Source organism: Streptomyces sp. SGAir0957, from assembly GCF_043523415.1.
This window is the reverse complement of record NZ_CP027293.1, coordinates 4,023,591-4,048,603: the sequence shown is the minus strand read 5'-3', so window position 1 is coordinate 4,048,603 and position 25,013 is coordinate 4,023,591. Positions and strand designations below refer to the sequence as shown.

General features: G+C 72.0%; 21 protein-coding genes. 13 read left to right on the top strand and 8 right to left on the bottom strand.

Annotation, left to right across the window (positions count from 1 at the left end; translation table 11 throughout):
- Positions 1-16: 16 nt before the first annotated feature.
- Positions 17-673, top strand: coding sequence for an NUDIX hydrolase (locus C1N81_RS22970; protein WP_394438165.1), 657 nt, complete (start codon positions 17-19; stop codon positions 671-673).
- 129 nt (positions 674-802) lie between these two features.
- Positions 803-2,002, top strand: a complete 1,200-nt coding sequence (locus C1N81_RS22965) for a MarP family serine protease (RefSeq protein ID WP_394431993.1) — start codon at positions 803-805, stop codon at positions 2,000-2,002.
- Positions 2,003-2,442: 440 nt separating this feature from the next.
- Here the strand turns inward: C1N81_RS22965 and C1N81_RS22960 are convergent, their stop codons facing one another.
- The 5 genes from C1N81_RS22960 to C1N81_RS22940 form a co-directional block, all read right to left on the bottom strand.
- Complete coding sequence (locus C1N81_RS22960) at positions 2,443-3,396, bottom strand: alpha/beta fold hydrolase (RefSeq protein WP_394431991.1); 954 nt, start codon at positions 3,394-3,396, stop codon at positions 2,443-2,445.
- Entirely contained in the window at positions 3,393-3,911 is a 519-nt protein-coding gene (locus tag C1N81_RS22955) for a phage holin family protein (protein ID WP_394431988.1), read from the bottom strand. Before C1N81_RS22955 ends, C1N81_RS22960 begins: the two co-directional genes overlap by 4 nt.
- A 65-nt stretch (positions 3,912-3,976) precedes the next feature.
- Complete coding sequence (gene nhaA / locus C1N81_RS22950) at positions 3,977-5,380, bottom strand: Na+/H+ antiporter NhaA (RefSeq protein WP_394431986.1); 1,404 nt, start codon at positions 5,378-5,380, stop codon at positions 3,977-3,979.
- Positions 5,381-5,608: 228 nt separating this feature from the next.
- Positions 5,609-7,624, bottom strand: a complete 2,016-nt coding sequence (gene acs, locus C1N81_RS22945; protein WP_394431984.1) for an acetate--CoA ligase — start codon at positions 7,622-7,624, stop codon at positions 5,609-5,611.
- Positions 7,625-7,770: 146 nt separating this feature from the next.
- Positions 7,771-10,227 carry a SulP family inorganic anion transporter gene (locus C1N81_RS22940; RefSeq protein WP_394431982.1) on the bottom strand — a complete coding sequence of 819 codons (2,457 nt, stop codon included), beginning with the start codon at positions 10,225-10,227 and terminating at the stop codon, positions 7,771-7,773.
- 277 nt (positions 10,228-10,504) lie between these two features.
- On the opposite strand from C1N81_RS22940, the gene C1N81_RS22935 reads away from it, so the two are divergent.
- Complete coding sequence (locus C1N81_RS22935; protein WP_394431980.1) at positions 10,505-11,821, top strand: polysaccharide deacetylase family protein; 1,317 nt, start codon at positions 10,505-10,507, stop codon at positions 11,819-11,821.
- A 6-nt stretch (positions 11,822-11,827) separates the two neighbouring features.
- On the opposite strand, the gene C1N81_RS22930 is transcribed toward C1N81_RS22935, so the two are convergent.
- Positions 11,828-12,814, bottom strand: coding sequence for an ATP-binding protein (locus tag C1N81_RS22930; protein ID WP_394431978.1), 987 nt, complete (start codon positions 12,812-12,814; stop codon positions 11,828-11,830).
- Between the two features lie 101 nt (positions 12,815-12,915).
- Here C1N81_RS22930 and C1N81_RS22925 point away from each other — a divergent pair, with 101 nt between their 5' ends.
- Entirely contained in the window at positions 12,916-13,740 is an 825-nt protein-coding gene (locus C1N81_RS22925) for a Fic family protein (RefSeq protein ID WP_394431976.1), read from the top strand.
- A 453-nt stretch (positions 13,741-14,193) separates the two neighbouring features.
- On the opposite strand, the gene C1N81_RS22920 is transcribed toward C1N81_RS22925, so the two are convergent.
- The gene (locus tag C1N81_RS22920; protein WP_394431974.1) at positions 14,194-15,045 is read right to left on the bottom strand and encodes an HAD family hydrolase; all 852 of its coding nucleotides are present in this window, start codon (positions 15,043-15,045) and stop codon (positions 14,194-14,196) included.
- A gap of 668 nt (positions 15,046-15,713) precedes the next feature.
- Here C1N81_RS22920 and ssd point away from each other — a divergent pair.
- From ssd to C1N81_RS22885, 7 genes are all read left to right on the top strand, one after another.
- Positions 15,714-16,784, top strand: coding sequence for a septum site-determining protein Ssd (ssd, locus tag C1N81_RS22915; RefSeq protein WP_394438163.1), 1,071 nt, complete (start codon positions 15,714-15,716; stop codon positions 16,782-16,784).
- 64 nt (positions 16,785-16,848) lie between these two features.
- Positions 16,849-18,012, top strand: a complete 1,164-nt coding sequence (locus tag C1N81_RS22910; RefSeq protein ID WP_394431972.1) for a TadA family conjugal transfer-associated ATPase — start codon at positions 16,849-16,851, stop codon at positions 18,010-18,012.
- Between the two features lie 71 nt (positions 18,013-18,083).
- Entirely contained in the window at positions 18,084-18,929 is an 846-nt protein-coding gene (locus tag C1N81_RS22905) for a type II secretion system F family protein (protein WP_394438161.1), read from the top strand.
- Between the two features lie 418 nt (positions 18,930-19,347).
- Positions 19,348-19,800, top strand: a complete 453-nt coding sequence (locus tag C1N81_RS22900; RefSeq protein ID WP_394431970.1) for a type II secretion system F family protein — start codon at positions 19,348-19,350, stop codon at positions 19,798-19,800.
- A 36-nt stretch (positions 19,801-19,836) separates the two neighbouring features.
- Entirely contained in the window at positions 19,837-20,103 is a 267-nt protein-coding gene (locus tag C1N81_RS22895) for a DUF4244 domain-containing protein (RefSeq protein WP_394431967.1), read from the top strand.
- Positions 20,104-20,179: 76 nt separating this feature from the next.
- Positions 20,180-20,518: a TadE family type IV pilus minor pilin gene (locus C1N81_RS22890; RefSeq protein WP_394438158.1), complete on the top strand. Its 339-nt coding sequence runs from the start codon at positions 20,180-20,182 to the stop codon at positions 20,516-20,518.
- A gap of 73 nt (positions 20,519-20,591) precedes the next feature.
- Positions 20,592-20,900, top strand: coding sequence for an Rv3654c family TadE-like protein (locus tag C1N81_RS22885; protein WP_394431965.1), 309 nt, complete (start codon positions 20,592-20,594; stop codon positions 20,898-20,900).
- Between the two features lie 16 nt (positions 20,901-20,916).
- Here the strand turns inward: C1N81_RS22885 and C1N81_RS22880 are convergent, their stop codons facing one another.
- A complete protein-coding gene (locus C1N81_RS22880; protein ID WP_394431964.1) occupies positions 20,917-23,679 on the bottom strand; it encodes a DEAD/DEAH box helicase in 2,763 nt (920 codons plus the stop codon).
- A gap of 82 nt (positions 23,680-23,761) precedes the next feature.
- Between C1N81_RS22880 and bldG the strand changes: the two genes are divergently transcribed.
- The gene (gene bldG / locus C1N81_RS22875; RefSeq protein WP_003975386.1) at positions 23,762-24,103 is read left to right on the top strand and encodes an anti-sigma factor antagonist BldG; all 342 of its coding nucleotides are present in this window, start codon (positions 23,762-23,764) and stop codon (positions 24,101-24,103) included.
- Positions 24,104-24,254: 151 nt separating this feature from the next.
- Positions 24,255-24,689, top strand: a complete 435-nt coding sequence (locus C1N81_RS22870; protein ID WP_394431962.1) for an ATP-binding protein — start codon at positions 24,255-24,257, stop codon at positions 24,687-24,689.
- The last annotated feature ends 324 nt before the right edge of the window (positions 24,690-25,013 follow it).

The following is a 25,013-nucleotide window of genomic DNA, read 5'->3' as shown; positions in this document are numbered from 1 at the left end:
CGTCCCTGACGTCACGCTGAGCGTGGACGGTCTGCCCGGCTGGCTCGCCCCCGTCGCCGACGCCCTGCGTACCGTGCGCGGCGAGCAGCTGAGCCGCTTCCTGCCCCCGGCGGACGGCGCGGGGCGGCAGTCCGCCGTGCTCATCCTGTTCGGCGAGGGCCCGCGCGGCCCCGAGCTGCTGCTGATGGAGCGGGCGGGCTCGCTCAGATCCCATGCGGGCCAGCCGTCCTTCCCCGGCGGCGCCCTCGACCCGGAGGACGGGGACCCGAGGACCGAGGGCCCGCTGCGCGCCGCTCTGCGCGAGGCGTGGGAGGAGACGGGGCTGGACCCGAGGGGCGTGCAGCTTTTCGGCGTGCTGCCGCGGCTCTACATCCCGGTCAGCGGCTTCGTGGTGAGCCCGGTCCTCGGCTGGTGGCGGCGGCCGACCCCGGTCACCGCGGTCGACCCGGCGGAGACGGCCCGCGTCTTCACGGTCCCGGTGGCGGATCTCACGGACCCGCGGAACCGGGTGACGACCATTCACCCCAGCGGCCACAGAGGCCCCGCGTTCCTGGTGGAGTCGGCCCTCGTATGGGGTTTCACGGCCGGTGTGATCGACCGGATCCTGCACTTCGCGGGGTGGGAGCGCCCCTGGGACCGAAAGAAGACGGTGCCACTCGACTGGCGCACATGACAGGGTGGCCTCCGTGCCGTGCCGTCCCGGGGACCGCCCCCGGAACCCCGGCGCGGAAGTGGACCCCACGATGACACCCGCGAGGACATCCGCGAGGACATCCGCGATGCGAGGCGAGGCCGGAATTCGGTGAACGTGCTGGACATTCTGCTGCTCGCGGCCGCCGTCTGGTTCGCCATCGTCGGCTACCGGCAGGGCTTCGTCGTCGGCATCCTGTCGGTGATCGGCTTCCTCGGCGGCGGCCTCGTGGCGGTCTACGCGCTGCCCGCCGTCTGGGCCGCCGCCACCAGCGACGCCCAGGTGACGACCACCGCGGCGATCGTGGCCGTGGTCGTCGTGATCGTCTGCGCCTCCGTCGGCCAGGCCTTCACCACACATCTGGGCAACAAGCTGCGCCGCTACATCACCTGGTCACCGGCGCGCGCGCTCGACGCGACGGGCGGCGCCCTGGTCAACGTGGCGGCGATGCTCCTGGTCGCCTGGCTGATAGGTTCCGCGCTCGCCGGTACCGCCCTGCCCACCCTGGGCAGCGAGGTCCGCAGCTCGAAGGTGCTGCTCGGGGTGGCCCGGGTGCTGCCCGCGCAGGCGGACACCTGGTTCGCCGACTTCTCCTCCACGCTCGCGCAGAACGGGTTCCCGCAGGTCTTCAGCCCGTTCGCCAACGAGCCGATCGCCGAGGTCAAGCCGCCCGACCCCGCGCTCGCCCACAGCGCCGCCGCGCGCACGGCCAAGCGCTCCATCGTCAAGGTCGTCGGCCAGGCGCCCAGCTGCGGCAAGGTCGTCGAAGGCACCGGCTTCGTCTTCTCCGACCGCCGTGTGATGACCAACGCGCACGTGGTCGGCGGCGTCGAGGAGCCCACCGTGCAGATCGGCGGCGAGGGCATCAAGTACGACGCGAAGGTCGTCCTCTACGACTGGAAGCGCGACATCGCCGTCCTGGATGTACCGCAGCTCAAGGCGCCCCCGCTGCGCTTCACGCCGACGGACGCGCAGCGCGGCGGCGACGCCATCGTCGCGGGCTTCCCGGAGAACGGCGCGTACGACGTCCGCCCCGCGCGCGTGCGCGGCCGCATCACCGCCGACGGCCCGGACATCTACCACCGTGGCAAGGTGCAGCGCGACGTGTACTCGCTGTACGCGACGGTCCGTCAGGGCAACTCCGGCGGCCCGCTGCTGACCCCCGAGGGCCAGGTGTACGGCGTGGTCTTCGCCAAGTCCCTGGACAACGCGCAGACGGGCTACGCGCTGACCGGCGACGAGATCCGCACCGACATCACGCGCGGCCGCACGGCGGTCCAGCAGGTGGACACGGACGCCTGCGCGCTCTGAGAGCCTGTCCGCAAACCCCGGGGGAAACCTGCGCAGATCCGGGAAAGGTGTCAGCCGCGCCCGCTGTGGCGCAGCCGGGCGGACACCCACCGGGCCCGACGCCGCAGGATGCGCGAGATGCCCAGATGGGGATCGTGCACCGCGTGTCCTTGCGGTGCGCCCCTCTGGGGAGAGCCCAGCGTCATCGCTGGGCGGCGATTGCGTGCTGCGTCACTGTAGTCGTGCGTCCAGCCCATACCCCGACGTCTGCCCGGGCCCCATGGTCGGTAACCGCCTCCACAGCCCCAATTTGGCTTATGCGGCAGGCAATTGGCTGTTCGTAGGACAGGTGTTCCCGTCCGGACACCGGACGCTCACCGTCCGCGCACCGACCGCTCACGCACAGCTCGTGGCGGACCCGCCGAGGGCGCGCGCAGGCGCGTCGAGGGCGCGACGCCGGCTCACCGGTCGGGCTCGGAGTCCTTCAGCCAGTTCACCAGTTCCTTGGAGAACGCGGCCGGGTCCTCCTCGTGCGGGAAGTGGCCGAGCCCGTCGAACAGGCGCCAGCGGTAGGGCGCTTCGACGTACTCGCCGGAGCCCGCGGCGCTGCGGGTGCGCATCACCGGGTCGAGCGAGCCGTGCAGATGCAGCGTCGGGACGCGCACCGGCCGCTTCATGCGCCGGTTGAACTGGATGCCGTCGGGCCGGGCGAGCGAGCGCACCATCCACCGGTACGGCTCGATCGAGCAGTGCGCGGTCGACGGGATGGACATGGCGCGCCGGTACGTCTCGACGGTCTCGTCGTCCGGCTGGCGCGGCCCGGACCAGTCCCGGATCAGGCGTCCGACCATCGCCGCGTCGTCGGCGGCGAGCTGACGCTCCGGCAGCCACGGCCGCTGGAACCCCCAGACGTAGGACCCGGCGGTGGTCTGCTTGAGGTCCGAGAGCATCGCCGAGCGCCAGCGCCGCGGGTGCGGCATCGACGTCACCGCGAGCCGTCGCACCAGCTTCGGCCGCATCACGGCCGCCGTCCAGGCGAGGTAGCCGCCGAGGTCGTGGCCGACGAGCGCCGCGTCGGGTTCGCCGAGCGAGCGCACCACACCGGTGATGTCGAGCGCGAGGTTGGCCGGGTCGTACCCGCGCGGCGTGCGGTCGCTGCCGCCCACACCCCGCAGGTCCATCGCCACGGCCCGGAACCCCGCGTCGGCGAGCGCCACGAGCTGGTGCCGCCAGGTCCACCAGAACTGCGGGAAGCCGTGGAGCAGCAGCACCAGCGGCCCGTCGCCCACCTCCGCGATGTGGAAGCGCGCGCCGTTGGCCGCGACGTCCCGGTGGATCACCTCTTTGGCACCGGGTACGTCGAGACGTACGACTGAGGAAGGCGGTTGGGCCGAAGGAGTGGCGGGGTCCGTCATGAAGACGAGCGTGCCACAGCCTCGATGGCCTCGGGGACACGGTCTCCGGCCGTCACCGGGCGGGGGTGCGGCTTCGCGTTCTGCAGGACGCCCGCGGTCTCCTTGACGGAGGCGGCGACCTTCTGCGGGCCCTTGCTCTTCTTGGCCTTCTTGGCGAAGACCACGCCGATCAGGCCGACCAGACCGGCGACGAGCAGGCTCGCCGCGAAGGAGAGCAGGAAGCACCAGGCGAGGTTCCAGCCGCCGTTGCCGTTGTGCCCGCCCGTCCAGGCGTTGATGCCGTAGGCGAGGGCGAAGCTCAGCATCGGCAGCGAGAAGAGCGCGATCGTCAGCGCCGCGGTGAAGGCGCCGCCGCTCACCGCTCCCTTCTTCACGTCCTGCTTGAGCTGGACTTTCGCCAGGGCGATCTCGTCGTGCACCAGTGCGGACATCTCGGCCGTCGCCGAGGCGAACAGCTGGCCGATGCTGCGCTCGGCGCCGACCGCGCCGACCGTGCTGCCGTCGGGTGCGCTCATCGCGTTCTCCCTGTTCTCCTGTAGGAGCCCTGTGGCTCTGTCGGTTGTGCGGACTTGCTGTCAGATCATGCCGGACGCTCGCCCTCGCCGCCTTCCCCGCCCGTCGCTTCGGCAAGCCGCCGGTGCTCGGCGGCCTTCTTTTCGTGGAGCGCGGCCATCCGCAGGTGGTAGGCCGGGTCGCCCACCTCATAGATGTCGGGGACCCCGTCGAGGTCCTCGTCGCGCTCCTCCGCCTCCCACAGCGCGCGGTACTTCGCGTTGCGGATCTTCAGCAGTACGCCGCTGAGCAAGGCCGCGATCAACGAGCCGAGGAGGACGGCGGCCTTGACCTCGTCGGTGAGCGCGGCGTCGCCCGTGAAGGCCAGTTCGCCGATGAGGAGCGAGACGGTGAAGCCGATGCCGGCGAGCGCGGAGATCGCGAAGAGGTCCGGCCACGTCAGCTCGTCGGAGAGGGACGCCCTGGTGAACCGCGCCGTCAGCCACGTACCGCCGAAGACACCGACGGTCTTGCCGACGACGAGACCGAGGACGACCCCGAGCGTCTCGGGCCTGGCGAACACATCGCCGAGCGCGCCGCCCGACACCGCCACACCCGCGCTGAACAGGGCGAACAGCGGGACCGCCAGGCCGGTGGAGAGCGGGCGCACCAGGTGTTCGATGCGCTCGCCGGGGGACTGTTCCTCCCCGTCGCGGCGCGTGCAGCGCAGCATCAGGCCCATGGCGACGCCCGCGACGGTGGCGTGGACGCCGCTGTTGTACATCAGCCCCCAGATGACGAGCGCGAGCGGCACGTAGACGTACCAGCCGCGGACGCCCGTGCGCAGGAGCACCCAGAAGACGGCGAGACCGAGGAAGGCGCCGGCGAGCGCGGCGAAGTTCAGGTCGCTGGTGAAGAAGACCGCGATGATCAGGATGGCCAGGAGGTCGTCGACGACGGCGAGGGTCAGCAGGAAGGCGCGCAGGGCGCCCGGCAGCGACGTGCCGATGACGGCGAGGACGGCGAGGGCGAACGCGATGTCGGTGGCGGTCGGCACGGCCCAGCCGTCGGTCGAGCCGCCACCGGCCAGGTTGACCAGCGTGTAGACGAGGGCGGGCGCGGCCATGCCGCAGACGGCGGCGACGACGGGGAGCGCGGCGGCCCGTGGATCGCGCAGGTCGCCCGCGACGAGCTCGCGTTTGAGTTCGATGCCCGCGACGAAGAAGAAGATCGCGAGGAGGCCGTCGGCGGCCCAGTGTTCGAGGGAGAGGTGCAGGCCGAGCGTGCCGGGCCCGAGGTGCAGGTCACGCACGGTCTCGTAACTGTGGCTGAGCGCCGGGACGTTCGCCCAGACGAGCGCCGCGACGGCCGCGACAAGGAGCAGGACCCCGCCGACGGTCTCCGCCCGCAGGGCGTCGGCCACGAAGTTCCGCTCGGGCAGGGACAGGTGTCCGAAGGCGGTGCGGTCGTTCTTGCGGGGGGCGGCGCTCACGCGGGGGACCTCCGGTCGGGTACGGCTGATCGACTCGCCGACCAGACTTCCCGGCACACCCTGTGACGTCCTGACGCGTTCTTGACGCGTCCGTCACCCTACCGGGTGAGACCGGGTGGGGACGGGGGCGTGCCTGGTGATCATCGCCATACGTACCGCCACGATACGTGCGAAACGGGCACCCGGCGCGTTCGCCGGATGCCCGCCTCGTACCGTGCTGAGCCGCGATCAGTCCTCGCTGGGCGCCGCCGGCAGCTTGTCCTGGATCAGGTCCATGACGGAGGAGTCGGCGAGCGTGGTGACGTCACCGACCGCCCGGTTCTCCGCCACGTCGCGCAGCAGACGGCGCATGATCTTGCCGGAGCGCGTCTTGGGCAGCTCGGCGACCGGCAGGACCCGCTTGGGCTTGGCGATCGGGCCGAGCGTGGCGCCCACGTGGTTGCGCAGGTCGGCGACGAGCTTGTCGTCCTCGGCGTCCGCGCTGCCGCGCAGGATCACGAAGGCGACGATCGCCTGACCGGTCGTCTCGTCGGCGGCGCCGACGACGGCGGCCTCGGCGACGGCCGGGTGCGAGACGAGCGCCGACTCCACCTCGGTGGTCGAGATGTTGTGGCCGGAGACGAGCATGACGTCGTCGACCCGGCCGAGCAGCCAGACGTCGCCGTCGTCGTCCTTCTTCGCGCCGTCACCGGCGAAGTACTTGCCCTCGAAACGGGACCAGTAGGTGTCGATGAACCGCTGGTCGTCGCCCCAGATGGTGCGCAGCATCGACGGCCACGGCTCGGTCAGGACCAGGTAGCCACCGCCGCCGTTCGGCACCTCGTTGGCCTCGTCGTCGACGACGGTCGCGGAGATGCCGGGCAGGGCGCGCTGGGCGGAGCCCGGCTTGGTCTCGGTGACGCCCGGCAGCGGCGAGATCATGATGGCGCCGGTCTCGGTCTGCCACCAGGTGTCCACGATCGGGCACGTGTCGCCGCCGATGTTCTTGCGGTACCAGACCCACGCCTCGGGGTTGATCGGCTCGCCCACCGAACCCAGCACGCGCAGGCTGCTGAGGTCGAACTTCGCGGGGATGTCGTCGCCCCACTTCATGAACGTACGGATCGCGGTCGGCGCCGTGTAGAGGATCGTGACGCCGTACTTCTGCACGATCTCCCAGAACCGGCCCTGGTGCGGGGTGTCCGGGGTGCCCTCGTAGATGACCTGCGTCGCCCCGTTGGAGAGCGGGCCGTACGTGATGTACGAGTGGCCGGTGACCCAGCCGATGTCGGCCGTGCACCAGTACACGTCCGACTCGGGCTTGAGGTCGAAGACCGCGTGGTGCGTGTAGCTGGCCTGCGTCAGGTAGCCGCCGGAGGTGTGCAGGATGCCCTTGGGCTTACCCGTCGTGCCGGACGTGTAGAGGATGAACAGCGGCTGCTCGGCGTCGAACGCCTGCGGCGCGTGCTCGGCGGACTGGCGGCCGACGACCTCGTGCCACCACTGGTCGCGCCCCTCGGTCCAGGCCACGTCCTGCTTCGTGCGCTGCACGACGAGGACCGTGCTGACGCCCTCGACGCGGGTCAGCGCCTCGTCCACGGCCGGCTTGAGCGCGGAGGGCTTGCCGCGGCGGTAGCCGCCGTCGGAGGTGATGACGACCTTGGCGTCCGCGTCCTCGATGCGCTTGGCGATGGCGTCGGCGGAGAAACCGCCGAAGACCACCGAGTGCGCGGCGCCGATGCGCGCGCACGCCAGCATCGAGATGACCGCCTCGGGGATCATCGGCAGGTAGACGGCGACCCGGTCGCCCTGCTGCACGCCCAGCTCGGTCAGCGCGTTGGCCGCCCTGCTGACCTCGTCCTTCAGCTCGGCGTAGGTGATCGCGCGGCTGTCACCCGGCTCGCCCTCGAAGTGGATCGCGACCCGGTCGCCGTGGCCCGCCTCGACGTGCCGGTCGACGCAGTTGTACGCGACGTTGAGCTTGCCGTCCTTGAACCACTTGGCGAACGGCGGGTTCGACCAGTCCAGCGTCTCGGTCGGCTCGGTGTCCCAGCTCAGGCGGCGGGCCTGCTCGGCCCAGAACCCGAGCCGGTCAGCCTTGGCCTGCTCGTACGCCTCGGCCGTGACGTTGGCGTTCGCCGCCAGCTCGGCGGGCGGCGCAAAACGACGCTCCTCTTTCAAGAGGTTGGCCAGGCTTTCGTTGCTCACGACATCTCCCTTACGGTGCTTCGCCGGGCGACCGTTGTGTCCCAAACCACAGCTCATCAGACGGCGCCCCCTGGTGACAAGGGGGGTCGGCGAATTGGTTTAGACCTGTAGACGGCCCTGGTGGACGAGCGGACGGTTCCCGGCCGAAACGGCCGGGAACCGTCACGCTCTCACCCGTTGCACGCGGAAGGGTGCCCGCGGGTTCAGGCCCGCGTGGCGGGCGTGTCTCTGACGCCGTCGGCGGACGCGTCCGCGACGTGCCCGAAGACCGTGTCGGTCTCCGTCGAGGCGCCGGCGACCTGACCGAAGACGGGGTCGGCCTCCGTGGAGGCGCCCGCGACCTGGCCGAAGACGGGGTCGGTCTCCTCCAGCAGGTACGCCTGTGCCTCGCCCACGTGGAAGTACATGCCGTGCAGCTCCAGCGTGCCCAGGTCGAGGGCGCGGGCCACCGCCTCGTGCGCCCGCAGATGCTCCAACTGCTGGACCACATTGGTCAGACAGAGCTGCTCGACCGCGTCGGCGGGCGCCCGGCCGGCGAGCCGCGCGTCCGGCACACCCTGGTCGGCCAGCCGCTCCAGGCTCGGCACACCGTGCCGCAGCCACCGCTTGAGCGGCGTGAGCGCCCCGGCCCCGGACGGCGGACTGCTCATCAGCGCCTGCATGGCCCCGCACCCGGAGTGGCCGCACACGGTGATCGACTGCACCTTCAGCACGTCGACCGCGTACTCGATGGCCGCCGCGACCGAGTCGTCCCCGCTCTCGGCGCCCGGCAGGGGCACCAGATTGCCCACGTTCCGTACGACGAAGAGGTCGCCCGGGCCGCTCGACGTGATCATCGAGGTGACCAGCCGCGAATCGGCGCAGGTCAGGAAGAGCTGCGTCGGCTGCTGCCCCTCCTTGGCGAGCCGCGCCAGCTCCCCGCGCACCAGCGGCGCGGTGTTGCGCTGGAACGCGCTGAGCCCGCTGGCCAGATGGTGCCCGCCACGCGGCGCGACGGTCTCGGGCGCCGGGTCGGAGGGGCGGTCGCAGTGATGGTTGCGCCACGGCGTCCAGGGCCGGCAGCACGAGTGGCTCGCGCTCGCGGGCTCGGCGATCCGCTGGCCGCCGCGGCCCGCCAGCTCGACCTCGCCGCCCTGCGCGGTGTGCGTCTTCTCCCAGTCCTGCAGCGCCTCGTACGCGGCATGGTCCATGAAGGAGCCGTCCAGCTCGACGACGCATCGCGCCCTGTGCGGGATCTGATGCAGCACCCGGCTGAGCCGGGGCACCGCGAGGAAGGTCAACTGCCCGCGTACGCGCACATGGTGGACACCGCGCGCGTCCTCCTCGTGCGTGATCCGGGTCCGCGTGAGTCGGTGCAGCGCGACGGCGACGGCCACCGCGACGCCGAGCCCCACGCCTTCGAGCACGCCGAAGACGACGACGCCGAGGGTGGTCACCACATACACCAGGACCTCGCGGTGGCGGGTGACCGTACGGATGTGGAGCAGGGACACCATCTTGAGGCCGACCGCCATGACCAGGGCGGCGAGCGCGGCGAGCGGGATCATCTCCAGGGCCGGGACGAGCAGCAGAGTGGCGGCGACGACCCAGACGCCGTGCAGCATCGTGGAGTTGCGGCTCACCGCTCCCGCGTTCACGTTCGCCGTCGAGCGCACCGCCACCCCCGCGACGGGCAGCCCGCCGAGGGCGCCGGACACGATGTTCGCGGCGCCCTGGCCGAGCAGCTCCCGGTCCAGCTTCGAACGCCGCGCCTCGGGCGGCAGTTCGGGCCGCGCGGAGGCCAGCTTGTCGACGGCCACGGCGCCGAGCAGCGACTGCACGCTGCACACCAGGGTGGTCGTCAGCACGGCGGCGGCGATGCCGAGCACCGGCCCGTCCGGCATCCCGGCCAGCGCGTGGCTGCTCCAGGACGGCAGGTCCACCTTGGGGAGCGCCAGACCGCACAGTGCGGTGACCGCGGTGGCGGCGGTGACGGCGACGAGCGCCGCGGGCACCACGCGCGTGAAGCGGCCGATCCGGCCCGGGATGCGCGGCCAGAAGTAGAGGAGAGCGAGCGTGAGGGCGCTGACGCCGAACGCGGCCGGCAGCGCGTCGGCGAACTGGGACGGCAGCGCCGCCACATTGTCGAGCACCGAGCTCTCGGGGGTGCCGCCGAGCACGATGTGCAGCTGGGCGACCGCGATGGTGATGCCGATACCGGCGAGCATGCCGTGGACGACGGCGGGGCTGACGGCGAGCGCCGTGCGGGCCACCCGCAGGCAGCCGAGCCCGAGTTGGGCGATCCCGGCGAGCACGGTGATCGCGCAGGTGGTGCGCCAGCCGTAGCGCTGGATCAGCTCGGCGGTGACGACGGTGAGGCCCGCGGCGGGGCCGCTGACCTGGAGCGGGGCGCCGCCCACCAGACCGGCGACGAGTCCGCCGACCGCGGCGGCGACGAGCCCCGCTTCGAGGGGCGCGCCGGTCGCCAGGGCAATGCCCAGGGACAGGGGAAGGGCGATCAGGAAGACCGCGATGGACGCCGAAAGGTCGGCTCCCGCGATCCGGAAGCGGCGACGCGGCGGTGGTGGGGGACTGTGTGCGTTCCGGGCGCCGGCCGACGGCTTGGCCGTCCGGTCGGGGTCGCCGGGGTCGCTGGGGCGAGTGGGAAGGCAGGCTGTCATGTCCCGTCTCCTTGGCACGTAGCGGCGGGATGAAATGCAACACTCGGTAAACGAACAGTAATGGAGAGTAAAGATTACGGCTGAATTAAACGGGCAAATAGCCTACTTATTCACCTGGAGGAGTGAATAAGAATATTGGTCGGCTTGTCGTACAAATCAGGAGCGAACCTCGTGCGACGTTGACGGCGGCCGCTCGCGCGCAGCGGGCGTGCCCGCGCATGCCCGTCGCGCATGCGCCGTCTCGCAGGCCGACCAAAAGGAAGCAGGTGGGCGGAAGATGGCCGCCACCCAGAGGACCGCCACACAGACAACCTCCCCCCGGCGGTTCACCGCCCTGAGGGTCACCGCGGCCGTCGCCGCGGCCGCGGCGTGCGCCGCGACCCTCGCGGGTTGTGGGCACGACGACTCCGACGCCGCACGCGACCAGGGCGCCCCCGGCGCCAAGAAGGCCGCGCCCGCCGCCGCGCACCGCACCGTCCGGCTGATCGGCGACGGCTCGACCGCGTACACCGGCCGGCAGCCGCACCTGCCGAAGGCCGAGCGCCTCAGACCGGGCCACAGACCCCCGCAGTTCGTGGTCTTCTCCTGGGACGGGGCCGGTGAGGACAGCCAGAAGCTGTTCTCGCACTTCCGCAAGGTCGCCAAGAAGAACAACGCGACGATGACGTACTTCCTCAGCGGCGTCTATCTGCTCCCGGGCGCCAAGAAGGAGCTGTACGACCCGCCGCAGCACGCACCGGGCCGCTCCGACATCGGCTTCAACGACGCCGAGGGGATCCGCGACACCGTCGAGCAGTTGCGCGGCGCCTGGCTCGAGGGCAACGAGATCGGCACCCACTTCAACGGCCACTTCTGCGGCAGCGACGGCGGCGTCGGGCAGTGGTCGGTGGAGGACTGGAAGAGCGAGATCCGCCAGGCCAAGTCCTTCGTGCGCACCTGGAAGACCAACACGGGCACGAAGGCGGCGGCCCCCCTGCCCTTCGACTACGAGAAGGAACTCGTCGGCGCCCGCACCCCCTGCCTCGAAGGGCAGAAGAACTTCATGCGCGCGGGCCGCGAGATGGGGTTCCGCTACGACACCAGCGGCGTCAACGACCAGGTGTGGCCCAGGAAGAAGCACGGCCTGTGGGACCTGTCCATGCAGCTCGTCCCGTTCCGCGGACACTCCTACGAGCAGCTCACCATGGACTACAACTTCATGGTCAACCAGTCCGGCACCGTGCACGGCGACCCGGCCAGGCGCGCGTACTGGGGCGACCAGATGCGCGACAGCCTCGTCGCGGGCTTCGAACGCGCCTACCAGGGCAACCGCGCCCCGCTGATCATCGGCAACCACTTCGAGTCCTGGAACGGCGGCGTCTACATGCGCGCCGTCGAGGAGACGGTCGAGAAGGTCTGCGGCAAACCAGAGGTCCGCTGCGTCTCCTTCCGCCGGCTCGCCGACTGGCTCGACGCCCAGGACCCCAAGACCCTGGAGAAGCTCACCGAACTGAAGGTGGGCGAGGCGCCGAAGCGGGGCTGGCAGTCCTACCTCGACGACTCGCCGGCCCCGGCACCCAAGGGGGCGCCGGGCGCTCCGGCCGGCACGTCGTGACCCCCGTCAGACGGGGGCGGTGACGCTCTCCCGCAGGACGTAACCGGGGTCGATCTGCGCCACCAGGTCGGCCCCGGTCCGCTCATTGCCCCAACTGCGCGCGTTCTTCTCGTGGAAGTGCACCATCTGGCGCGTGTAGCGCTCCCAGTCACGCGCCTCGTACGTGGCGTCGGCGGCGTCCTGAAGGGTCCGCAGGGCGGTCCTGGTGGACTCCTCCAGGAGGTCGAAGCGGGGCGGGCGGCCCTTCTCCATGGCGCGCACCCAGTCGGACTGCCCGACGGTGACGAGCAGGTCGTCGCCCACCTCGGAGCGCAGGAAGTCGAGGTCGGCGTCGTCGTCCCCGCGCACCTTGTTGCCCACGACCTTCAGGGCGATGCCGTAGTCCTGCGCGTACTGCTTGTACTGGCGGTAGACGGAGACCCCCTTCCGCGTCGGCTCGGCGACGAGGAACGTCATGTCGAAGCGGGTGAACATGCCCGAGGCGAAGGAGTCGGAACCGGCGGTCATGTCGACCACCACGTACTCGTCACGCCCGTCGACGAGGTGGTTCAGGCACAGCTCCACCGCTCCGGTCTTGGAGTGGTAGCAGGCGACACCGAGATCGGCCTCGGTGAAGGGTCCGGTGACCATCAAACGCACGGCGCCGCCGTCGAGTTCCACCGGCCGCGCGCAAGCGTCGTACACCGGATTGTTCTCGCCGACGCGAAGCAGGCGCGAGCCCTGCCCGGGCGGCGTCGTCTTGATCATCGTCTCGGCCGAGGCGATCCGCGGGTTCGATCCGCGCAGGTAGTCCTTGATGAGCGGCAGCCGCGCGCCCATGGCGGGCAGCTCGGCGGCCACGTCGTCGTCGAGACCGAGCGCGGCGCCGAGGTGCTGGTTGATGTCGGCGTCGACGGCGACGACCGCGGACCCGGTGGTGGCGAGGTGCCGGATGAACAGCGAGGACAGCGTGGTCTTCCCGCTGCCGCCCTTCCCTACGAAAGCGATCTTCATGTTCACCTAGCGTAGTGGAGCAAACGCACAGAGTGTCGAGTGCGCGTGAAGAAGACCACTCCATCGTGGGGCGCGGGCCCGGGGCCCGTAGGGTCGTACTCATGAGTACGTCAGCCGATCCCCTTGCCGCCCTCGGCACGCTCCCCGGCGTGAGCGACGCCGTGGACTCTGTGCGCAAGGCCGTGGACCGGGTCTACGGGCACCGGGTCATGCGGCGCCGCAGCAACGAGGTCACCTCCGAGGCCGCACTGCGCGGCGCGCGCGGCAGCGCGGCGCTCTCCGGCGCCGACTGGGCGCTCGAAGAAGTGCGCAGGCGCACCGACTTCAGCGGCGCGGACGGCGATCCCGAGGCGCCCACGGTCGGCGCCGCCCTGCGGCTCACCGCCGAGGCCGGACAGCTCCTGTCCATCTGGCGCCAGTCGCCGCTCCGGGTCCTCGCGCGGCTGCACCTGGTGGCCGCCGCCGACCGGGGGGACGCGGTCGGCCGCCCGCGCATGGCGGGCGAGCCCGTCGACGAGCCGCTCATCGACCTTCCGCTGCCCGGCGCCGACGAGGTGGCGGGCCGCCTGGAGGGCCTCTCCCAGCTGATCATCAGCGGCAGCTCCGCGCCCGCCTTGGTGAGCGCCGCAGTGGTGCACGGCGAACTCCTCGCCTTGCGCCCCTTCGCGTCGCACAACGGCCTGGTCGCCCGTGCCGCCGAACGCATCGTCCTGATCGGCAGCGGCCTCGACCCGAAGTCGATCTGCCCGGCCGAGGTCGGCCACGCGGAGCTGGGGCGTGCGGCGTACGCGGCCGCGCTGGAGGGCTATGTCTCCGGTACGCCGGAAGGGATGGCCGCGTGGATCGCCCACTGCGGCAAGTCGGTCGAGCTGGGCGTCAGGGAGTCGACGGCGGTCTGCGAGGCGCTGCAGCGGGGTGCGGCCTGAGGTCAAGGGCCAAACCTGGGTGCGGCCTGCGACATGGCGTGCTGCGGCCCGAGATACGGCGTGCTGCGGCCTGGCGCGGGGAAATTGCGGCAGCGGTAATTGCGCCTGAAAAGGGTTGCGGCGGTACGAGTTCTCGTACCGCCGCTGGCATGACGCGCCGGGTTACCAAGCGTCCTCGATATGTGCCCATCAGGTCGGGACTTTGCCCGTCACCTGGTGCGGCTGGCCCGTAATCGACGGGTCGACGTCGCGTGGGTGCCCTGTGGTCATGCTTCGGTCCGTGGGGCCTTGGTTGCGGTTAAAAGGTGATCCTCTCGGATGTCCCTGGTCTCGCGGGCCGTTGACTCCTTTGTACTCCTCCCCTCGGGGAAGCGGAAGCCCTGGCCGCACTTCTTTACTTATGGGGACGGAAAGGGACTTTTCCGTCAGCTCTTTTCGGGCGCCCCCGCGGCCCTACCGGGAGGCGGCTAGCGCCCGGCGCCGACTGGCGTACCAGACAAGGCCCGCCGTGGCCGCCGCCGCGCCCACCGCGGCCGCCGCGACCAGGGCGGGGCGCGAGGGGGTGGAGAAGTTCGGCAGCCGCTGCTTGAGCCTGACCGGCTTGTGGAAATCGAGAATCGGCCACGCGCGCGTGAGCGCCTCGCGCCGCAGCGCCCGGTCCGGGTTGACCGCGTAGGGATGGCCCACGGAACTCAGCATCGGCACGTCCGTCGCCGAGTCGCTGTACGCGTAGCAGCGCGCCAGGTCGTACCCCTCGGTCCTGGCCAGGTCCTTGATCGCCTCGGCCTTGGTGGGCCCGTAGGCGTAGTACTCCACCTCGCCGGTGAAGCAGCCGTCGTCGCCGACCACCATGCGCGTGGCCACCACCCGGTCCGCGCCGAGCAGTTCCCCGATCGGCTCGACGACCTCCGCGCCCGACGTGGAGACGATGACGACGTCACGCCCCGCGGCGTGGTGCTCCTCGATCAGGGAGGCCGCCTCGTCGTAGATGATCGGGTCGATCAGGTCGTGCAGCGTCTCGGCGACGATCTCTTTCACCTGTTCGCGGTTCCATCCGCGGCACAGTGCCGAGAGGTACGCGCGCATCCGCTCCATCTGGTCGTGATCGGCGCCGCCGGCGAGGAAGACGAACTGCGCGTACGCGGTGCGCAGCACGGCCCTGCGGTTGATCAGCCCGCCTTGGTAGAACGACTTGCTGAAGGTGAGCGTGCTCGACTTAGCGATGACCGTCTTGTCCAGGTCAAAGAAGGCCGCTGTGCGCGGCATGGAGTGGGTCAAGGACTGGATTTCCACGAGTTTGAGCATAGGCGCCCACCATTCGGCGTAAGCTGTGGCGCGTGGGTTTGCTTGAGAACGCTCTCGGGTACACCATGGAAGTCACGGATCGTTCGCGACCGTGCTAACCCCGGTCTGGCTCCTCCCCCCCGAGTCAGACTGTGGGGACGACCCCCGCTCTCCCCCCCGGCGGGGGTCGTCGCATGTCCGGACCCGTTTTCGGGTCCATTTTTTTTGCCCTCGACTCCCTCATGACGCCTCGGGTCACAGGCCGTGAGCTGCGACGAGGCGGTCACTTTGGGTGACTGTGGAGCGACGTCGGAGCGCCCCCGGAGGCGGTCTCGAGGGCGGCCCTGTGGAAGTTCTGCCTCAACTTCACTGTGTCACTGGTATGGGTGAAGGGGATATTCACAACCCTTCTCGCGTCCACAGTTATTGACCAAGATCCCCACGATTTCGGGGATCGCTGCACGGTGATTCCGCAGGCGAAGTTCGGCATCGGTGTTCATGGCCGGTTCGTTATGGCAGACCTGTGCCGGGCGGCTGGTATTCGACGCTTCGGTTCCGGACTTCGCGGCAGCCGGTTCGGCCCGCAGTTCCCGTATGCGTACGGCGGATGCGGGTGCGCACCGGCGGGCCGGACGGGTCGTGCGAGTGCGGATGTGCGGGGAGAAGGGGGCCGGATCGTGGCGGAAACCATGACATGTGAGGTGCGGGGCGTACGGCGCACCCCGTTGATCGTGACGGAGGACGTGGAGCTCCTGGACGACCTGTTGCGGCTGTGCGCCGCGGCGGGCGTACGGCCCGAGGTCGGGCCCGGGGCACCCGCGACGCGGGGCAGCTGGGACGCGGCACCCCTGGTGCTTGTCGGGGACGACGCGGCGAGGCGGCTGCGCGGCCTGGCGCGACGGCGCGGGGTCGTGCTTGTAGGGCGCGATCAGGACGACCCGGGGGTGTGGCAGCGGGCCGTGGAGATCGGCGCCGACCACGTGCTGATGCTGCCCGACGGCGAGCAGTGGCTGATGGACCGGATCGCCGACGTCGCCGAAGGCGTGGGGCGGCCCGCGGTGACCGTCGGAGTGATCGGCGGCCGGGGCGGCGCCGGTGCCTCGACGCTGGCGTGCGCGCTCGCGGTGGAAGCCGCTCGCGCCGGGCGCCGCACGCTCCTGGTCGACGCGGACCCACTGGGCGGTGGGCTCGACGTCCTGCTCGGCGGGGAGGCGGTGGACGGCCTGCGCTGGCCGGCCTTCAGCCAGTCGAGGGGCCGCGTCGGCAGCACCGCGCTCGAGGAGTCACTGCCACGACTGCACGATGTGCGGCTGCTCAGCTGGGACCGCGGTGACCTGGCCTCGGTGCCGCCCGAGGCGGTACGGGCGGTGCTCGCGGCGGGCCGCCGCAGAGGCGGCGCCGTCGTGGTGGACCTGCCGCGCCGCGTCGACGCCGGATCAGTGGAGGCGCTGGCCCAGCTCGACCTGTGCCTTCTCGTGGTGCCACCGGAGCTGCGGGCCGTCGCGGCGGCCCGCCGGGTCGCGAGGGCGGTCGGGATGGTGCTGCGGGACCTGCGGGTCGTGACGGCACCGGCCTCCGGCCCCGCTGCCGGTCCGGGTGTGATGGACGGGGACGAGGTGGCTCGCTTGCTGGGGTTGCCGCTGGCGGGCGAACTGCCGCACCAGGGCCGGGCGGTGGACACACCCACCGGCGGACCGCTGGGACGGTTCTGCGCGGAGTTCTGGGAGCGGATGCCGGTGGGGTCGGAGGAAGGGGTGTGACGAGGGTGCGGCGGATGCGGGGCCGGTCATGGGTGCGGTACGCGGCAGGGGCGAGGGGATGGCGATGAGCGCGGTGGTGGGGGCGCGGATGCTGGACGGCGTACGCCAGTGGCTCGCGGAGAACGGGGCGGAGGCGACACCCGCCCGGGTCGCCGAGGCGCTGCGGGCACAGGGGCGAATCCTGGGCGACGCGGAAGTGCTGGGCGCGGCAGGGCGGTTGCGGTCGGAGTTGGTGGGCGCCGGGCCGTTGGAGCCGCTGCTCGCGGATCCGTCCGTGACGGACGTCCTGGTGTCGGCGCCGGACCAGGTCTGGGTCGACCGCGGCGGCGGCCTGGAGCCGACAAAGGTGGCGTTCGAGAACGCCGCCTCCGTACGGCGGCTGGCGCAGCGGCTCGCCGCGGTGGCGGGGCGGCGCCTCGACGATGCCCGCCCGTGGGTGGACGCGCGAATGCCGGACGGAACCCGGCTGCACGCGGTGCTGCCACCGGTCGCGGTGGGCTGCACCTGTCTGTCGCTGCGGGTCGTACGCCCCCGTGCCTTCACGCTGGACGAGCTGATGGCGGCCGGAACCGTGCCGCCGGGCGGCGACCGGGTGCTGCGGGCACTGCTGGACGCCCGCCTCTCGTACCTGATCAGCGGCGGGACGGGCAGCGGCAAGACGACGTTGCTGAGCGCGCTGCTCGGCCTGGTCGGGCCGCATGAGCGCATCGTGCTGGCCGAGGACTCCGCCGAGCTGCGCCCGGACCATCCGCACGTGGTGCGGCTCGAGGCACGGCCCGCCAACCAGGAGGGCGCGGGCGCGGTCGATCTCGCGGATCTGGTGCGTCAGGCGTTGCGGATGCGCCCCGACCGGCTGGTCGTCGGCGAGGTGCGCGGCCCGGAGGTCGTCTCGCTGCTCGCCGCGCTGAACACCGGCCACGAGGGCGGCTCAGGAACGGTGCACGCCAACGCGGCGAGCGATGTCCCGGCCCGCCTGGAGGCGCTGGGGATGGCGGCCGGCCTCGACCGAGCGGCGTTGCACAGCCAGTTGGCGGCGGCAGTGTCCGTGGTGCTGCACCTCGTACGGGACAGGAGCGGGCGGCGCCGGATCGCGCAGGTCCGCGTACTCGAGCGGGGCGCGGACGGCTGGGTGCGGGCCGTACCGGCGCTGGAGTGGGGCGAGCGGGGCTTCGTGCCGGGAGAGGGCTGGAGGCGGCTGGGCGAGGTGCTGGGGGTGCGAGCGCCGTGACAGAGCAGGCGATCGGGGCGTGGACGCGGGGCGGGGGGCTGATGTCGGCCGGGGTGTTCGTACTGGGGGTGATGGCGTTGTCCGGAGCGGTCATGGGGTGGTGGGCCGACGGGCCGTGGCGGGGCGCGGAGGCGCGGCGGGCCGGGGTGGTCCTGGGCGTCGGACCGGGGGAAGCACCGTGCCCGAGGCCCGCGTGGCGGCGGGTGGTCGAGGGGTGGTGGAGCCGGAGCCGGGCCCGCCCTGAGTGGGGGTGCGTCGCGGTCGGGCTGGTCATCGGACTCGCCGGGGCCTCGGTGGTGCCGCTCGTGCTGGGGCTCTGCGCCGTGCCCGGTGTGGCGCGGGCGCGGCGGGCCAGGGAGGCCCGACGAGAACGGGACCGGCGCGGGGACGCGGTGATCCGGCTGTGCGGGCTGATGGCGGGCGAGGTGCGGGCGGGGAAGCAGCCCGCGGAGGCGCTGGTCGTGGCCGTACAGGAATCCGCGGCGTTGTCCGACGCCGGTGGCAGCGGGGCCGTGGTCGCGGCGGCGCGGTTCGGCGGGGACGTGTCCGGCGCGCTGCGGGAGGCGGCGGACCGGCCCGGGTCGGAGGGGCTGCACGGGCTCGCGGCGTGCTGGCGGGTGGCGGTGGACCGGGGCGCGGGGCTGGCGGCGGGGCTCGATCGTCTGGCGGGCGCGCTGCGGGCGGAGCGGGACCAACGGGCGGATTTGCGAGCGCAGTTGGCAGGCCCCTGGTCGACGGTGGTGATGCTCGCCGCGCTCCCGGCGCTCGGCCTGCTCCTCGGCTCGGCCCTGGGCGCCCACCCGCTGCGGGTGCTGCTGCATACGGGAGCCGGGGTCGGGTGCCTGGTCGTGGGAGGGGCGCTGGAGGCGGCCGGGATGTGGTGGGCGGTGCGGATCGTGCGGGGTGCGGAGGCGTGAGCCACGAGGGGTGGACGGAGTCGGGAGGTGCGGGGCGATGGAAGTTGTCCACAGGCTGGGGGTAGTGCTGTGCGTTGCGCTGCTGGTCGCGTCGCTGGTGAGTGAGGTCGCGGCGCGGCGCCGTGAGAGGGCGATACGGGGACGGGTCCGGCTCGTGTGCGCGGTCCCCGAGGCGGGGCGGAGGGGGCGCTCGGTCGGGGTGCCTGTGGTGGTCCGGGGTTGGGTGCTGGTGGCAGGAGCGGTGAGTGCTGGGTGGGTGTGCGTAGGGGGCGCGGCCGGGTTGGTGGTCGGTGGGGTCGCGGGTGTGGGGGTGCGGCGGTGGTGGCGAGGCAGGGCAGCCTCGTTCGGTTCCGGTGGTGCCGGTGCCGGTGCCGGTGCCGGTCTCGGTCTGCGTGGGCCTGGCTCGATGAAGGTCCGGGTGCGGGACGAGGCAGAGCGGCAACTGCCCCTGATGGCCGACCTGCTGGCGGCGTGCCTCGCTGCTGGTGCGGAGCCGGTGGGAGCCGCGCGGGCCATCGGGGAGTCGGTGGGCGGGCCGGTCGGGCAGGCGATGGCGCGGGGTGCCGCGCAAGTCCGGCTTGGAGGCGAACCGGCGGCGGCATGGCGGGAGCTGACGGCCATACCCGGTGCCGGGGCGCTGGTCCGGCTGTTGGAGCGCGCCGGGGAGTCCGGAGCACCGGCTGCGGGGCCGGTCGCACGCTTCGCCGCGGAGTGCAGAGCCGAGCGCGGGCGCAGGGCGACGGCGGTGGCCCGACGGGCGGCTGTGCTGATCACGGCGCCGGTGGGGTTGTGCTTCCTCCCCGCGTTCCTCGTCATCGGGGTGGTGCCCGTGGTGATCGGCCTGGCGGAAGGGGTGATGGGTGGTCGATGAGGCCCGTGCGGTCGTACGGGCGAGAGGTCAACAAGGATGTGGCGAACGGGGGTTGTGGTTGTGATGCGGAACAAGGCGAGTGCGGCACGGACGGTGTACGGGTGGGTGCGGGCGGGAGCGTTGCGCCGGTACCGGGCGGTTCGGTCGGTGCGGCGGGATGCGGGCATGGTCAGCGCCGAGTACGCGGTGGGGTTGATCGCGGCGGTGGGGTTCGCCGGGCTGCTGTACCAGGTGGTGACGAGCGATGTCGTGCGGTCGGCGTTGCAGTCCCTGGTGGCGAAGGCGCTCCATGGGTCGTTCTGAGGCGATGCGGTCCGAGGTGACGCGGTCCAAGGTGACGCGGTCCGAGGTGCTGCGTCGGCGCCGGCGCGACCGGGGCATGGTGACGGCCGAGGCGGCTGTGGTGCTGCCGGTGCTGGTGGCGTTCACGATGGGGCTGGTCTGGGCGCTGCTGGCGGCGTCGGCGCAGATCCGGTGTGTGGACGCGGCGCGGACCGGGGCCAGGGCGGTCGCCCGCCAGGAGCCCCGGGACGCCGCAATGGCCGTCGCGCGGGAGGCGGCGCCGGACGGGGCGCGGGTCGAGGTGAGCCGGGAGGGCGAGCTGGTCCGGGTGACGGTGCGGGTGCGCTCCACCGGGCCGGGGCCGCTCGGAGTGGACCTGAGCGCGCAGGCCGTGGCGGCGGCGGAGGAGACGGTGCCGACGGCGGGGGAGGAGTGACGTGAGGGGGAGACAGAGCGGCAGGCCCGTGCGGAGGCGTTCGGATCGCGGTTCGGCCACGGTGTGGGTGGCCATGGCGCTGGCCGCGATCGGGATCGTCTTCGGGGGCCTCCTGGCCATGAGCCACGCGATCGAGGCCCGGCACCGGGCGGGCGGCGCGGCGGATCTGGCGGCACTGGCGGCGGCGGACCACTGGACGGAGGGAGGCGAGACGGCATGCGCGCTGGCGAAGAGGGTCGCCCGGGCCCAGGGCGCCGGGGTCGCGCGGTGCGTGGTGTCCGGCCAGATCGCAGAGGTGACGGCGACGTCGGGCACGGACCCGTTCGCAGCGCGGGTCAGATCCAGGGCGGGCCCTGCGGGTCCGGTTGCGGCGGGGAGGTGAGCGCGGCGGGGCCGGGTCAGCGGGTGGTTCCGGGGCTAGACCCGCCCGGCACCCCCGCGGACGCTTCCGGCACCTCCGCAGAGGCCCCCGGCACCTGCGCAGACGCCCCCGCAGACGCCCCCGGCACCCCCGCAGACGCTCCGGGCGCCGCCCCGCGTGCCGCCGCCCCCTGGGCCGTACCGCCCGGCGCCGCCCCGCCAGGCGGCGTCCCGCCCGGCGCCGTTCCCCCCGCCGCCGCGCTCGCGGCGCTCGTCGCGCCCGGCGCCGCCCCGCCAGCCCCGGAACCCTGTCCGGCGTCCGCGCCAGCCCCGGACCCCTGTCCGGCGTCCGAGGGCGCCGCCCCCTTCAGGAGTACCGAGAGCAACCGCACCGCACCCCGCTTGTGCAGCGGATCGTTGCCGTTGCCGCACTTGGGGGACTGGATGCAGGAGGGGCAGCCGGCCTCGCATTCGCAGGAGGCGATCGCTTCGCGGGTGGCGGTCAGCCATTCCTCGGCCGTGTGGAAGGCGCGTTCGGCGAAGCCCGCGCCGCCGGGGTGACCGTCGTAGACGAAGACCGTGGGGAGGAGCGTGTCGGGGTGCAGGGGGATGGAGACGCCGCCGATGTCCCAGCGGTCGCAGGTGGCGAAGAGGGGGAGCAGGCCGATGGAGGCGTGTTCGGCGGCGTGCAGGGCGCCGCCGAGGATCTCGGGGTTGATGCGGGCGGCGTCGAGCTGGTCCTCGGTGACCGTCCACCAGACGGCGCGGGTCCGCAGGGTGCGGGGAGGGAGGTCGAGTTTGGTCTCGCCGAGGACCTCGCCGGTGATGAGGCGGCGGCGGAGGTAGCCGACGACCTGGTTGGTGACCTCGACGGAGCCGTAGCAGAGGCGGCCCTCGCCCCAGGGCACCTCGACGTCCGTCTCCAGGATGGAGATGGCCGTGGTGTCGCGGGCGGTCGTGGAGTAGGTGGGGTTGCCGGGCTCGACGAGGGCTACGTCGTCGTCCAGGTCGAGGTGCTTGACCACGTACGTACGGCCCTGGTGGAGGTGGACCGCGCCGTCGTGGACGGTGGTGTGGGCGGAGGCGGCGTCGACCGTGCCGAGGAGCCGGCCCGTGGCGGCTTCGACGATCTGGACGGGGTTGCCGCCCGCGCCGCGGATGTCGGCGAGGTCGGCGGCGGACTCGCGGCGCGTCCAGTGCCAGGCCTTGACCCGGCGGCGGAGCAGTTTCGCCGCTTCGAGCTGCGGGAGGAGTTCGGTCGTCGCCGGGCCGAACAGTTCCAGGTCGGTCTCGGTCAGGGGGAGTTCCGCCGCCGCGGCGCACAGGTGCGGGGCGAGGACGTAGGGGTTGTCGGGGTCGAGGACCGTCGATTCGACCGGCTGGTCGAAGAGGGCCTCGGGGTGGTGGACGAGATAGGTGTCCAGCGGGTCGTCGCGGGCGACGAGGACCGCGAGCGCGCCTTGGCCGGAGCGCCCGGCGCGGCCCGCCTGCTGCCACAGGGAGGCACGGGTGCCGGGGTAGCCGGAGATGAGGACGGCGTCGAGGCCGGAGACGTCGATGCCGAGTTCGAGGGCGGTGGTGGCGGCGAGACCGAGGAGTTCACCGGAGTGGAGCGCGGCCTCCAGGGCGCGGCGCTCCTCGGAGAGGTAGCCGCCCCGGTAGGCGGCCACGCGGCGGGCCAGGGAGCGGTCGACCTCGGCGAGGCGTTCCTGGGCGATCACCGAGATCAGCTCGGCGCCACGCCGGGACCGTACGAAGGCGACCGAGCGGACGCCCTGCACGGTCAGGTCGGTGAGGAGGTCCGCGGTCTCGGCGGTGGCGGTGCGGCGCACCGGCGCGCCCTTCTCGCCCTGCATCTCGGTGAGCGGAGGCTCCCAGAGGGCGAAGACGAGCTCGCCGCGCGGGGAGGCGTCGTCGGCGACCTCGACGACCGGCAGGCCCGTCAGACGCCCCGCGGCGACGGCCGGGTCGGCGGCGGTGGCCGAGGCGAGGAGGAAGACCGGGGACGAGCCGTAGCGGGCGCAGAGGCGGCGCAGGCGGCGCAGCACCTGGGCGACGTGCGAGCCGAAGACGCCGCGGTAGGTGTGGCACTCGTCGATGACGACGTACTTGAGCGCCTTCAGGAAGGAGGACCAGCGGGCGTGGGAGGGCAATATCCCGCGGTGCAGCATGTCGGGGTTGGTCAGGACGTAGTTGCCGTACTGCCGCACCCATTCGCGCTCTTCGAACGGGGTGTCGCCGTCGTAGACCGCGGGGCGTATCGCGGAGCCCAGTGGTTGTGAAAGTTCCTTCACAGAGCGGCACTGGTCCGCGGCGAGCGCCTTCGTCGGGGCGAGGTACAGGGCGGTCGCGCCGCGCCCGTTCGGCGCCTCGGAGCCGTCGAGCAGTGTCGACAGGACGGGGGTGAGGTAGGCCAGGGATTTGCCCGACGCCGTGCCTGTGGCGACGATCACCGACTCGCCGTCCAGGGCGTGCTCCGCGGCGCGCGCCTGGTGGGCCCACGGGTGTTCGATCCCCGCCGCCTGGACAGCGGCGATGACCTCGGATCGGATCCGGTCGGGCCAGACTGCATGACGACCTGGGCGACGGGGCAAGTGCTCCGTATGAGTGATGCGCGCAGCCCTGTTCGGCCCCGAGGCGAGCCGCTCCAGAACCGCCCCGGGAGAGGGGCGCGAGGCAGCGGACGGCTGGGGAAGATCGGGTCGGTGTTTCTTGGCCATCGGCATCGAGTGTGTCACTGGCGTGACGGACAATGCTTCCAAGGCGTCGTGCACGCCTGCCGGTAAGTGATTGAATGCCATCGCGGCTGGCGAACCGTCCCGGGGGATCAAGCCGAGGTATCCCCAAGGGGCGACCGCTCGATAGCAAGGTGCTGGAGGATCCGTGGACCTGTCCCTGTCGACCCGTACCGTCGGCGATCGTACGGTCGTCGAGGTCGGTGGCGAAATCGATGTATATACCGCGCCCAAGCTGCGCGAGCAGCTGGTCGAGCTGGTGAACGACGGCAGTTTCCATCTTGTCGTCGACATGGAGGGCGTGGACTTCCTCGACTCCACCGGGCTCGGCGTGCTGGTCGGCGGTCTCAAGCGGGTGCGTGCCCATGAGGGCTCACTGCGCCTGGTCTGCAACCAGGAGCGCATTCTGAAGATCTTCCGGATCACGGGCCTGACCAAGGTGTTCCCGATCCACACCTCGGTCGAGGAAGCCGTAGCGGCGACCGACTGAGCGGAATGAGCAGGCGGATCCGCCGGATCGCGCCGCCCGCCGGGTCCCCGACCCGTCGGCGCGGCCGGTCCCGCGGAGCCGGTAGATGGTGGGGATCGGCCCTTGGCCGGCCCGGTCCCCGAGAGCACGCCCGTACGTCCGAGGGGGATGCATGGCCACCGTCGAACTCCGCTTCAGCCCTCTGCCCGAGCACGTCAGGACCGCCCGTCTGGTGGCGGCCGCTGTGGCGCGCAGGGCGGGTGTGGACGAGGCGGTCCTCGACGAGGTCAGGCTCGCCGTCGGAGAGGCGTGTTCCCGCGCCGTGGGGCTGCACCGGAGCAGTGACATCACGGCGCCGGTGCGGGTGGCGCTGATCGAGGAGGAGAAGCAGTTCTCCATCGAGGTCGGTGACGAGGCGCCCCGTACGGTTTCCGTGCCCGCCGCGCCCGGCGTCGCCGGCAGCGGCGACGAACTGGAGGCCGAGGGCGAGGACGAGATGGGCCTCGCCGTCATCAGCGGGCTCGTGGACGACGTGGAGGTCACCGCGGACGAGTCCGGAGGTCTCCTTCGGATGACGTGGCCCACCACGCCGTTGACGCTCCCCTAGTGGTTCCGTAGCGGTTAGCGGTTCCGTAGCGGTCCCGAAGCGGCCGCCCCGCGAGGCCCGGCCCCGCGAGGCCCTGCTCACCACCCCGGTGAACAGGGCTTTTTTCATGCCCTCTTTTCCGTGCGCCGCACATTCGATCACCGATAGATCACCGATAGAGATCTTAGATTTCCTCTGTGATCTTTGATAATGCCTCAAGGGTGTTATCCCCATACCCAGCGCGTATGGCCCGGAATGTGTTTCTCGATCATTGGCCGGGTAGGCAGAACACGGCAGAAGAAGAACATCGGCGGTTGCGGCGTACTGTTTTGATCAGGTTCCGCT

Bases quoted from the DNA above. Each gene is read 5' to 3' on its own strand.
- C1N81_RS22960 (WP_394431991.1), bottom strand. From the start codon at position 3,396: ATGACGGACCCCGCCACTCCTTCGGCCCAACCGCCTTCCTCAGTCGTA.
- C1N81_RS22955 (WP_394431988.1), bottom strand. From the start codon at position 3,911: ATGAGCGCACCCGACGGCAGCACGGTCGGCGCGGTCGGCGCCGAGCGC.
- acs (WP_394431984.1), bottom strand. From the start codon at position 7,624: ATGAGCTGTGGTTTGGGACACAACGGTCGCCCGGCGAAGCACCGTAAG.
- C1N81_RS22940 (WP_394431982.1), bottom strand. From the start codon at position 10,227: ATGACAGCCTGCCTTCCCACTCGCCCCAGCGACCCCGGCGACCCCGAC.
- C1N81_RS22935 (WP_394431980.1), top strand. From the start codon at position 10,505: ATGGCCGCCACCCAGAGGACCGCCACACAGACAACCTCCCCCCGGCGG.
- C1N81_RS22930 (WP_394431978.1), bottom strand. From the start codon at position 12,814: ATGAAGATCGCTTTCGTAGGGAAGGGCGGCAGCGGGAAGACCACGCTG.
- C1N81_RS22925 (WP_394431976.1), top strand. From the start codon at position 12,916: ATGAGTACGTCAGCCGATCCCCTTGCCGCCCTCGGCACGCTCCCCGGC.
- C1N81_RS22920 (WP_394431974.1), bottom strand. From the start codon at position 15,045: ATGCTCAAACTCGTGGAAATCCAGTCCTTGACCCACTCCATGCCGCGC.
- ssd (WP_394438163.1), top strand. From the start codon at position 15,714: ATGACATGTGAGGTGCGGGGCGTACGGCGCACCCCGTTGATCGTGACG.
- C1N81_RS22910 (WP_394431972.1), top strand. From the start codon at position 16,849: ATGAGCGCGGTGGTGGGGGCGCGGATGCTGGACGGCGTACGCCAGTGG.
- C1N81_RS22905 (WP_394438161.1), top strand. From the start codon at position 18,084: ATGGCGTTGTCCGGAGCGGTCATGGGGTGGTGGGCCGACGGGCCGTGG.
- C1N81_RS22895 (WP_394431967.1), top strand. From the start codon at position 19,837: ATGTGGCGAACGGGGGTTGTGGTTGTGATGCGGAACAAGGCGAGTGCG.
- C1N81_RS22890 (WP_394438158.1), top strand. From the start codon at position 20,180: ATGGTGACGGCCGAGGCGGCTGTGGTGCTGCCGGTGCTGGTGGCGTTC.
- C1N81_RS22885 (WP_394431965.1), top strand. From the start codon at position 20,592: ATGGCGCTGGCCGCGATCGGGATCGTCTTCGGGGGCCTCCTGGCCATG.
- C1N81_RS22880 (WP_394431964.1), bottom strand. From the start codon at position 23,679: ATGGCATTCAATCACTTACCGGCAGGCGTGCACGACGCCTTGGAAGCA.
- C1N81_RS22870 (WP_394431962.1), top strand. From the start codon at position 24,255: ATGGCCACCGTCGAACTCCGCTTCAGCCCTCTGCCCGAGCACGTCAGG.